Origin of the sequence: Pseudomonas sp. NPDC090203 (genome assembly GCF_044746765.1) — a bacterium.
GTDB lineage: Bacteria > Pseudomonadota > Gammaproteobacteria > Pseudomonadales > Pseudomonadaceae > Aquipseudomonas > Aquipseudomonas putida_AD.
This window is the reverse complement of record NZ_JBIVCV010000028.1, coordinates 1-10387: the sequence shown is the minus strand read 5'-3', so window position 1 is coordinate 10387 and position 10387 is coordinate 1. Positions and strand designations below refer to the sequence as shown.

At 56.8% G+C, this 10387-nt stretch carries 10 protein-coding genes and 4 tRNA genes; all 14 read left to right on the top strand.

Annotated features, from left to right (window positions below):
- The first annotated feature begins 331 nt into the window (after positions 1–331).
- Positions 332–1300 (top strand): bifunctional biotin--[acetyl-CoA-carboxylase] ligase/biotin operon repressor BirA, encoded by a 969-nt coding sequence (gene birA / locus ACIPO9_RS28015; RefSeq protein WP_400784537.1) that lies wholly within the window; start codon positions 332–334, stop codon positions 1298–1300.
- Positions 1301–1366: 66 nt separating this feature from the next.
- Positions 1367–1786 carry a hypothetical protein gene (locus ACIPO9_RS28010; RefSeq protein WP_400611204.1) on the top strand — a complete coding sequence of 140 codons (420 nt, stop codon included), beginning with the start codon at positions 1367–1369 and terminating at the stop codon, positions 1784–1786.
- A 141-nt stretch (positions 1787–1927) separates the two neighbouring features.
- Positions 1928–2012: transfer RNA gene (locus ACIPO9_RS28005), tRNA-Tyr, on the top strand.
- Positions 2013–2038: 26 nt separating this feature from the next.
- A tRNA-Gly gene (locus ACIPO9_RS28000) sits at positions 2039–2112 on the top strand.
- Positions 2113–2138: 26 nt separating this feature from the next.
- Positions 2139–2214, top strand: a tRNA-Thr gene (locus tag ACIPO9_RS27995).
- Positions 2215–2401: 187 nt separating this feature from the next.
- Positions 2402–2477: transfer RNA gene (locus tag ACIPO9_RS27990), tRNA-Trp, on the top strand.
- Positions 2478–2522: 45 nt separating this feature from the next.
- Positions 2523–2891 (top strand): preprotein translocase subunit SecE, encoded by a 369-nt coding sequence (gene secE, locus ACIPO9_RS27985; protein WP_081569200.1) that lies wholly within the window; start codon positions 2523–2525, stop codon positions 2889–2891.
- A 9-nt stretch (positions 2892–2900) separates the two neighbouring features.
- The gene (nusG, locus tag ACIPO9_RS27980; protein WP_010443972.1) at positions 2901–3434 is read left to right on the top strand and encodes a transcription termination/antitermination protein NusG; all 534 of its coding nucleotides are present in this window, start codon (positions 2901–2903) and stop codon (positions 3432–3434) included.
- A gap of 119 nt (positions 3435–3553) precedes the next feature.
- Entirely contained in the window at positions 3554–3985 is a 432-nt protein-coding gene (gene rplK / locus ACIPO9_RS27975) for a 50S ribosomal protein L11 (RefSeq protein ID WP_007933726.1), read from the top strand.
- Complete coding sequence (gene rplA / locus ACIPO9_RS27970) at positions 3985–4680, top strand: 50S ribosomal protein L1 (RefSeq protein WP_400784535.1); 696 nt, start codon at positions 3985–3987, stop codon at positions 4678–4680. Before rplK ends, rplA begins: the two co-directional genes overlap by 1 nt.
- Before the next feature lie 198 nt (positions 4681–4878).
- A complete protein-coding gene (gene rplJ / locus ACIPO9_RS27965) occupies positions 4879–5379 on the top strand; it encodes a 50S ribosomal protein L10 (protein WP_274134933.1) in 501 nt (166 codons plus the stop codon).
- 80 nt (positions 5380–5459) lie between these two features.
- Positions 5460–5825, top strand: a complete 366-nt coding sequence (rplL, locus tag ACIPO9_RS27960; RefSeq protein ID WP_274134932.1) for a 50S ribosomal protein L7/L12 — start codon at positions 5460–5462, stop codon at positions 5823–5825.
- Positions 5826–6043: 218 nt separating this feature from the next.
- Complete coding sequence (rpoB, locus tag ACIPO9_RS27955) at positions 6044–10117, top strand: DNA-directed RNA polymerase subunit beta (RefSeq protein ID WP_400784534.1); 4074 nt, start codon at positions 6044–6046, stop codon at positions 10115–10117.
- Positions 10118–10179: 62 nt separating this feature from the next.
- Positions 10180–10387, top strand: a 208-nt coding sequence (locus tag ACIPO9_RS27950; RefSeq protein ID WP_400784533.1) for a hypothetical protein, incomplete at its 3' end; no start/stop codon positions are given.

Sequence of the window (10387 nt, the reverse complement as noted above, 5' to 3'; positions counted from 1 at the left end):
ACGCGGTTGGGGTTTTGTTTTTGCGCCTGGAAAAGTTTTCCACCCTGATGCCGCCCTGTAGGAGCGCGCTTGCCCGCGACTGCGCCAGGACAAACGCCACCGCACCGCCTGACCCACCGCCATCGCGGGCAAGCGCGCTCCTACAGGGTGGCGCATATCCCGTAGCAGTCCGGCTTGCCGGCGGGAGCGGTGTGTCAGGCAACACACGTGTAGCTGAACGCCGCAAACCCGTAGGAGCGCGCTTGCCCGCGATAAGCCCCTTCCGCCCGGATCCTATGCACCGGCAGCGCGCATGGCTATGATGCGACCCTCATAGACAGGCGTGAAACGAATGCGGACGTTGTTGAAGCTTCTTGGGGATGGTGAGTTTCACTCTGGCGAAGACCTTGGATCAGCGCTGGGAGTGAGCCGTAGCGCTGTCTGGAAAAGACTGCAGCAACTCCAGGCGGAAACCGGGATTGAAGTCCACAAGGTCCGGGGTCGCGGGTACCGCTTGGCTAGCCCACTGTTTCTACTCGATGAGCATGTCCTCAATCGATCGCTGAACGAGTTAGGCTGGTCGACCCAGGTCTACGACAGTATCGACTCTACCAACGCCCAGGCGATGCGTCTGATCGATGGCGAGGTTCAGTTGCCAATCCTGGTGCTATCCGAGCAGCAGACGGCGGGCAGAGGCCGGCGTGGCCGCAAATGGGTGAGCCCTTTTGCCGAGAACCTTTATTACAGCCTGGTGATGCGCGTCGAGGGTGGTATGCGTCAGCTGGAGGGCTTGAGCCTTCTGGTGGGTCTGGCGGTGGTCAGCATGCTTCGCGAGCTGGGAATCGCTGATGCGGGTCTTAAGTGGCCTAATGACATCTTGGTGGGTAACCGCAAGCTGGCCGGCATCCTGCTGGAGCTTACGGGAGATCCGGCAGACGTCTGTCATGTGGTGATCGGCATAGGCATCAACGTCAACATGCGTTCGGCCGCCGAGGTGGATCAGGCCTGGACTTCAATGATGCAGCAGGTTGGCCAGCCACTGGACCGTAACCAGGTCGTGGCCTCCCTCAGCAGGCACCTCCACCGCTACCTGGGCGAACATCGTGAAAAGGGTTTTGGCGCCTTTCATGAAGAGTGGGAAGCCAATCACGCATGGCAGGGCAGGGCGGTCACGCTGCTGGCGGGTTCCACGGCGATTGAAGGCGTGGTGGTGGGGGTCGATACGGTCGGAGCGTTGAAGCTCAGGATCGGCGATCAGGTGCAGGTGTTCAGCGGTGGGGAGCTGAGCCTGAGATTGCGGGATGAATCAGCGAGCGGGTAAAGCCTGGCGCCTTGCGGACATGTCTTTGCCGGTGGCGTGTGATTGGGTAGTGCGGATGAGGATGTTATGCGTTGGGTATTTCTGTTACTGGTCATGTTGAACGGCTTCTACTACCTCTGGCATCAGCAGCAAGCGCCATTGCGGCCCAAGGAGGTCGCGCCATTGGCGCAGTTTAAGGGCAATCGCCAGGATATTCGCCTGCTGAGCGAATCGGGCGTGAGTTCGAATGGCAATCTGCAGTGCCTGTATCTGGGCGGTGATATGCAGCCGAATCAGGCCAGGACCATCGAGCAGCGTCTGACGAGCCTGGATATTCAGACCCAGTTCGGCAAGCGCGTAGATGAGGCGGGGGCCGTTTATTGGTTGAAAGTCGAGCCCGAAAGCCGCCGTCTTATTGATGATGCGATGTTGCTCAGCCTCACCCAGGACTTCCCGCAATTAAAAAGTAAAATAATGTCGTGCGAGGGTGTTGCAACCGCAGGATAGTTTGCATAGAATGGCGCCCGCTTCGCAGTGCAGAGCAAATAGCCCTCACAGCGCAGCAAGCGTCAACGTATGTAACCTCAAGATTTTATTGAGAAAAAGGTTGACAGAAGGGTGGCATGAGTTAATATGTCGCCTCGCTTAGGAGGGGTTCCCGAGCGGCCAAAGGGATCAGACTGTAAATCTGACGTCTACGACTTCGAAGGTTCGAATCCTTCCCCCTCCACCAAATTTCGAGCGTAAGCAGCATGCTCGGCGGGTATAGTTTAGTGGTAGAACCTCAGCCTTCCAAGCTGATGATGCGGGTTCGATTCCCGCTACCCGCTCCAAGTTTGCTGGTTGTGCAAAGTGTTTCGCTCTTGTAGCTCAGTTGGTAGAGCACACCCTTGGTAAGGGTGAGGTCAGCGGTTCAAATCCGCTCAAGAGCTCCATTTATAAAGGCAGATATGAAAGTATCTGCCTTTGTTTTAAGCGGTTGGTTGGGCCTAGTGTCGTGGCTTCAGGCCTGGGTTCAAGTGGTCGGTAGCGGTGGTTTGGAAGCGTCGAGAATCGACTTTCCGAATGGCTGTTGAAATCTTTCTGTCGGGCCAGCATAATGGTCGGCCTGATTTCGCTTTTAGGTCAGTAGCTCAATTGGCAGAGCGACGGTCTCCAAAACCGTAGGTTGGGGGTTCGATTCCCTCCTGACCTGCCAGATTCGCATAACGTATCTGGCTTTCTTTTCACAGGATTTTAGTAGATGAATCCAAAGGCTGAAGCCCCAGACTCCCGTTTTGATCTCGTGAAGTGGCTCGTTGTAGTCCTCCTGGTCGTCGTGGGTGTTGTCGGAAATCAATACTACTCGGCACAGCCAATCCTGTATCGCGTGCTCGCTTTGCTCGTGATCGCCGCTGTCGCAGCCTATGTAGGCCTGCAGACTGGCAAGGGCAAGGCTTTCTTCGTGTTGGCCAAGGAAGCTCGCGCTGAGATTCGTAAAGTTGTTTGGCCTACTCGTCAAGAAACTACCCAGACTACCCTGATCGTGGTGGCTGTGGTTCTGGTTATGGCGCTGCTGTTGTGGGGTCTTGATTCCCTGCTCGGCTGGCTTGTTTCCTTGATTGTTGGCTAAGGGTGTCCCGTGGCTAAGCGTTGGTACGTAGTGCATGCCTACTCGGGTTACGAGAAGCATGTTATGCGCTCTCTGATCGAGCGTGTAAAGCTGGCAGGCATGGAAGATGGTTTTGGCGAAATTCTGGTCCCTACCGAAGAAGTGGTAGAGATGCGTAACGGCCAGAAACGCAAAAGCGAACGTAAATTCTTCCCTGGTTATGTGCTTGTCCAGATGGACATGAATGAGGGTACTTGGCACTTGGTCAAGGACACTCCACGTGTCATGGGCTTCATCGGCGGAACGGCGGACAAGCCGGCACCGATTACCGATAAAGAAGCTGAGGCTATCCTGCGTCGCGTTGCCGACGGCAGTGACAAGCCCAAGCCCAAGACGCTGTTCGAGCCAGGCGAAGTGGTTCGCGTTACCGATGGTCCTTTCGCGGACTTCAACGGTACGGTCGAAGAAGTTAACTACGAAAAGAGCCGGATTCAGGTCGCAGTGCTCATTTTCGGTCGCTCTACTCCGGTAGAGCTCGAGTTCAGCCAGGTCGAAAAGGTCTAGCTGAGCGAGAAATCCCTTACCCCGCAGCCCTGGGCTGTGGGGTTTTGTCGTCACTGGGATAAACGCGCAAGTAACCGGGGAGCCTTTCGAGGCGTTCGAACCCGTAATTGGAGTGCCTCATGGCCAAGAAGATTACCGCTTACATCAAGCTTCAAGTGAAAGCCGCTCAGGCTAACCCAAGCCCGCCCGTCGGTCCTGCTCTGGGTCAGCACGGCGTGAACATCATGGAATTCTGCAAGGCCTTCAACGCCCGTACTCAGGGTCTTGAGCCAGGTCTGCCGACTCCAGTGATCATCACTGTATACAGCGACCGCAGCTTCACTTTTGAAACCAAAAGTACCCCTGCTTCGGTTCTGCTGAAAAAAGCAGCTGGCCTGACCAGCGGCTCGGCTCGCCCGAACACCGTCAAAGTTGGCACCGTTACCCGTGCTCAGCTGGAAGAAATCGCGAAAACCAAAAACGCGGATCTGACTGCTGCTGACATGGAAGCAGCCGTGCGTACCATCGCCGGTTCTGCTCGTAGCATGGGCCTTAACGTGGAGGGTGTGTAATGGCTAAGCTGACCAAACGCCAAAAGGCAATCGCTTCCAAGATTGAAGCTGGCAAGTCCTATAGCTTCAACGACGCGGCAGCTCTGCTGGCCGAACTGTCGACCGTCAAGTTCAGCGAGTCTTTCGACGTTGCTGTAAACCTCGGTGTTGACCCGCGTAAATCCGACCAGGTCGTTCGTAGCGCTACTGTGCTGCCACACGGCACTGGCAAGACCGTTCGCGTTGCTGTCTTCACCCAGGGTCCAGCTGCTGAAGCTGCTCTGGCTGCCGGCGCTGACCGCGTTGGTATGGACGACCTGGCTGCCGAAATGAAAGGCGGCGACCTGAACTATGACGTCGTCATTGCTTCCCCGGACGCAATGCGTGTTGTAGGTCAACTGGGTCAGGTTCTGGGTCCTCGCGGCCTGATGCCTAACCCGAAAGTCGGTACCGTTACTCCAGACGTAGCCACTGCGGTCAAGAACGCAAAAGCTGGTCAGGTTCGTTATCGCACCGACAAAAACGGCATCATCCACACTTCCGTAGGCAAAATCGGCTTCGAAGCTGACAAGCTGCGTGAGAACGTTGAAGCCCTGATCGCTGATCTGAAGCGTATCAAGCCAGCTTCCTCGAAAGGTATCTACGTCAAGCGCGTTACCCTGAGCACCACTATGGGCCCAGGCCTGGTCATCGACCAGGGTTCGCTGAACGCGTAAGACTGGCCACGGTGCGGGTAACCGCACCGTCGCAAAAATTGGGGTCCCTGCGTTGCGGGGGCTATCCAAGACCGTAGGCGGCGCAAGTCTTAAACCACAAGCCTACGCAGATGGTGCTCCCGGTTCCTTACCGAATCAGACACCAAAACGACATCCGGCTCCGGCCAGATGAAACGGTAACATGCAGGAGTTAAACCCGTGGCAATTAAACTCGAAGACAAGAAGGCCATCGTCGCTGAAGTCAACGAGGCTGCCAAAGTCGCTCTGTCTGCTGTCGTGGCTGATGCCCGTGGCGTGACAGTAGGCGCGATGACCGGACTCCGTAAAGAGGCTCGTGAAGCTGGCGTATACGTACGTGTCGTACGTAACACCCTGCTCAAGCGCGCTGTTGCTGACACTGAATTCAGTGTCCTCAACGACGCCTTCACCGGCCCGACCCTGATCGCTTTCTCCAACCAACACCCGGGCGCTGCTGCCCGTCTGTTCAAAGAGTTCGCCAAGGGTCAGGACAAGTTCGAGATCAAGGCAGCTGCGTTTGATGGCAAGTTCCTTGCCGCTAACCAGATCGACGTGTTGGCTACCCTGCCGACCCGCGACGAAGCCATTGCAAAGCTGATGAGCGTGATCCAAGGCGCTACCAGCAAGCTGGCTCGTACCCTGGCAGCTATTCGCGACCAGAAAGAAGCTTCCGCTGCCTAAGGCACCGCAAGCACTTTCGAAATCATATGTTTAATTTGATGGTCGCGTAGGCCGTCACCCCCAATACAGGATATATAGTCATGTCTCTGACTAACGAGCAAATCATCGAAGCAATCGGCCAGAAAACCGTTCTGGAAGTTGTCGAGCTGATCAAAGCAATGGAAGAAACCTTCGGCGTGACCGCTGCTGTTGCCGCTGCTGGCCCAGCTGCTGCTGCCGCTGTTGTTGAAGAACAAACCGAGTTCAACGTTGTTCTGGTTGAAGCCGGCGAGAAGAAAGTCAACGTGATCAAGGCTGTTCGTGAACTGACAGGCCTGGGCCTGAAAGAAGCCAAAGAGAAAGTTGACACCGCTCCTCAGGTCGTTGCAGAAGGCGTTACTAAAGAAGCCGCTGCTGACGCCAAGAAGAAGCTGGAAGAAGCTGGCGCTAAAGTCGAAGTCAAGTAATTTCGACCTTGCGTCTCCAGCCCAAGCGTTGAGCGAACGGCTGATGGCTGGTGGCTTTTGCCACCGGCCTTTTTCCGTTATTGGCAGTCGATCAGGTCGACGCCGTAACGTGCTTCAACCACCGCGAATGGTGGCGCAAACCATGGGGTTTGCAAGATTTTCTGGCCGCTCCCGTCGGGGGAGGCCAAACAAGCAGGTGACCAAGCTGGGGAACGCTGATGGCTTACTCATACACTGAGAAAAAACGTATCCGCAAGGACTTTAGCAAGTTGCCGGACGTCATGGACGTACCGTACCTCTTGGCTATCCAGCTGGATTCGTATCGCGAATTCTTGCAGGCGGGCGCGACCAAGGACCAGTTCCGTGACGTCGGTCTGCATGCGGCCTTCAAATCCGTTTTCCCGATCATCAGCTACTCCGGCAACGCTGCTCTGGAGTACGTTGGCTATCGTCTGGGCGAACCGGCCTTTGATGTCAAGGAATGCGTGCTGCGCGGCGTGACGTACGCCGTACCTTTGCGGGTAAAAGTACGCCTGATCATTTTCGACAAAGAATCGTCGAACAAAGCGATCAAGGACATCAAAGAGCAAGAAGTCTACATGGGTGAAATCCCCCTGATGACTGAAAACGGTACCTTCGTTATCAACGGTACCGAGCGCGTTATCGTTTCCCAACTGCACCGTTCCCCGGGCGTGTTCTTCGACCACGACCGCGGCAAGACGCACAGCTCCGGCAAACTGCTGTACTCCGCTCGCATCATTCCTTACCGCGGTTCGTGGCTGGACTTCGAGTTCGATCCAAAGGACTGTGTATTCGTCCGTATCGACCGTCGTCGCAAGCTGCCTGCATCGGTTCTGCTGCGCGCACTCGGCTACACCACCGAAGAAGTGCTGGATGCGTTCTACACCACCAACGTCTTCCACGTTCATGGCGAAACCCTGAGCCTGGAACTGGTGCCTCAGCGCCTGCGTGGTGAAATTGCCGTTCTGGACATTCAGGATGACAAGGGCAAGGTGATCGTCGAGCAAGGCCGCCGTATTACCGCGCGCCACATCAACCAGCTCGAGAAAGCCGGCATCAAGGCCCTGGACGTTCCGCTGGACTACGTGATTGGCCGTACGACCGCCAAGGCGATCGTGCACCCGGCCACCGGCGAAATCATTGCCGAGTGCAACACCGAGCTGAACACCGAAATCCTGGCCAAGATTGCCAAGGCCCAGGTTGTCCGTATCGAAACGTTGTACACCAACGACATCGACTGCGGTCCGTTCATCTCCGACACCCTGAAGATCGATTCGACCGGCAACCAGCTGGAAGCCCTGGTCGAAATCTATCGCATGATGCGTCCTGGCGAGCCGCCAACCAAGGATGCTGCCGAGACCCTGTTCAACAACCTGTTCTTCAGCCCGGAGCGTTACGATCTGTCGGCTGTTGGCCGGATGAAGTTCAACCGTCGTATCGGTCGCACCGAAATCGAAGGTTCGGGCGTGCTGTGCAAGGAAGATATCGTTGCGGTCCTCAAGACCCTGGTCGATATCCGTAACGGCAAAGGCATCGTCGACGACATCGACCACCTGGGTAACCGTCGCGTCCGCTGCGTAGGCGAGATGGCCGAGAACCAGTTCCGCGTTGGCCTGGTACGTGTTGAGCGTGCGGTCAAAGAGCGTCTGTCGATGGCAGAAAGCGAAGGCCTGATGCCTCAGGACCTGATCAACGCCAAGCCGGTTGCTGCTGCGGTCAAGGAATTCTTCGGCTCCAGCCAGCTGTCGCAGTTCATGGACCAGAACAACCCGCTGTCCGAGATCACGCACAAGCGTCGTGTCTCCGCACTGGGCCCGGGCGGTCTGACCCGTGAGCGCGCAGGCTTCGAAGTTCGTGACGTACACCCGACGCACTACGGTCGTGTTTGCCCGATCGAAACGCCGGAAGGTCCGAACATCGGTCTGATCAACTCCCTGGCAGCGTACGCTCGCACCAACCAGTACGGCTTCCTGGAAAGCCCGTACCGCGTGGTGAAAGAGGGTGTGGTCACTGACGACATCGTTTTCCTGTCCGCCATTGAAGAAGCCGATCACGTGATCGCGCAGGCTTCGGCGACCATGAACGACAAGAAAGTGCTGATCGACGAGCTGGTAGCTGTTCGTCACCTGAACGAATTCACCGTCAAGGCGCCGGAAGACGTCACCCTGATGGACGTCTCGCCGAAGCAGGTTGTTTCGGTTGCCGCGTCGCTGATTCCGTTCCTCGAGCACGACGACGCCAACCGTGCGTTGATGGGTTCGAACATGCAGCGTCAGGCTGTACCGACCCTGCGTGCCGACAAGCCGCTGGTAGGTACCGGCATGGAGCGCAACGTTGCGCGTGACTCCGGTGTCTGTGTCGTTGCCCGTCGTGGCGGCGTGATCGACTCCGTTGACGCCAGCCGTATCGTGGTTCGTGTTGCCGATGACGAAGTTGAGCCGGGCGAAGCCGGTGTCGACATCTACAACCTGACCAAATACACCCGCTCGAACCAGAACACCTGCATCAACCAGCGTCCTCTGGTGATCTTGGGTGTTCGCGTTCAGCGCAGCGACATCATGGCCGACGGCCCGTCCACCGTGATGGGTGACCTGGCTCTGGGTCAGAACATGCGCATCGCGTTCATGGCGTGGAACGGCTTCAACTTCGAAGACTCCATCTGCCTGTCCGAGCGTGTTGTTCAGGAAGACCGCTTCACCACGATCCACATTCAGGAACTGACCTGTGTGGCGCGTGATACCAAGCTGGGCCCAGAGGAAATCACCGCAGACATCCCGAACGTGGGTGAAGCTGCGCTGAACAAGCTGGACGAAGCCGGTATCGTTTACGTCGGTGCCGAAGTCGGCCCTGGCGACATCCTGGTGGGCAAGGTCACTCCGAAAGGCGAGACCCAGCTGACTCCGGAAGAAAAACTGCTGCGTGCGATCTTCGGTGAAAAAGCCAGCGACGTTAAAGACACCTCCCTGCGCGTGCCTACTGGCACCAAAGGTACTGTCATCGACGTACAGGTCTTCACCCGTGATGGCGTAGAGCGCGACTCCCGCGCCCTGTCCATCGAGAAGAGCCAGCTGGACGAGATCCGCAAGGACCTGAACGAAGAGTTCCGCATCGTCGAAGGCGCAACCTTCGAGCGTCTGCGTTCGGCTCTGGTCGGTCAGATCGCTGAAGGTGGTGCTGGCCTGAAGAAAGGTCAGGAAATCACCAACGAAGTGCTCGACGGTCTGGAACACGGTCAGTGGTTCAAGCTGCGCATGGTCGAAGATGCTCTGAACGAGCAACTCGAGCGCGCTCAGGCTTACATCGTCGATCGCCGCCGTCTGCTGGACGACAAGTTCGAAGACAAGAAGCGCAAACTGCAGCAAGGCGATGACCTGGCTCCAGGCGTGCTGAAAATCGTCAAGGTCTACCTTGCCATTCGTCGCCGCATCCAGCCGGGCGACAAAATGGCCGGTCGCCACGGTAACAAGGGTGTGGTCTCCGTGATCATGCCGGTTGAAGACATGCCACACGATGCCAACGGCACACCTGTGGATATCGTCCTCAACCCGTTGGGTGTACCTTCGCGTATGAACGTTGGTCAGATTCTCGAAACTCACCTGGGCCTCGCGGCCAAAGGTCTGGGCGAGAAGATCAACCGCATGCTCGAAGAGCAGCGCAAAGTGGTTGAACTGCGCAAGTTCATGAACGAGATCTACAACGAGATCGGTGGCCGTCAGGAAAGCATCGACGACCTGACCGATCAGGAAGTTCTGGATCTGGCGCAGAACCTGCGTGGCGGCGTTCCAATGGCTACCCCGGTATTCGACGGTGCCAAGGAAAGCGAAATCAAGGCGATGCTGCGCCTGGCGGACATGCCGGACAGTGGCCAGATGCAACTGTTCGACGGTCGTACCGGCAACAAGTTCGAGCGTCCGGTAACTGTTGGCTACATGTACATGCTGAAGCTGAACCACTTGGTGGACGACAAGATGCATGCGCGTTCCACTGGTTCTTACAGCCTGGTCACCCAGCAGCCGCTGGGTGGTAAGGCACAGTTCGGTGGTCAGCGTTTCGGGGAGATGGAGGTCTGGGCGCTGGAAGCATACGGCGCGGCTTACACTCTGCAAGAAATGCTCACAGTGAAGTCGGACGATGTGAACGGTCGTACCAAGATGTACAAAAACATCGTGGACGGCGATCACCGTATGGAGCCGGGCATGCCCGAGTCCTTCAACGTGTTGATCAAAGAAATCCGTTCGCTCGGTATCGATATCGATCTGGAAACCGAATAACACGTGACGCGATCGAGAGTGGGTCGGTTTGACCACTCTCTGCTCCGCCAGGAGGAAAGGCCTTGAAAGACCTACTGAATTTGCTGAAAAACCAGGGTCAAGTCGAAGAGTTCGACGCCATCCGTATCGGATTGGCCTCGCCTGAGATGATCCGTTCGTGGTCGTTCGGTGAAGTTAATAAGCCGGAAACCATCATCTACCGTACGTTCAAGCCTGAGCGTGACGGCTTGTTCTGCGCCAAGATCTTTGGCCCGGTCAAGGATTACGAGT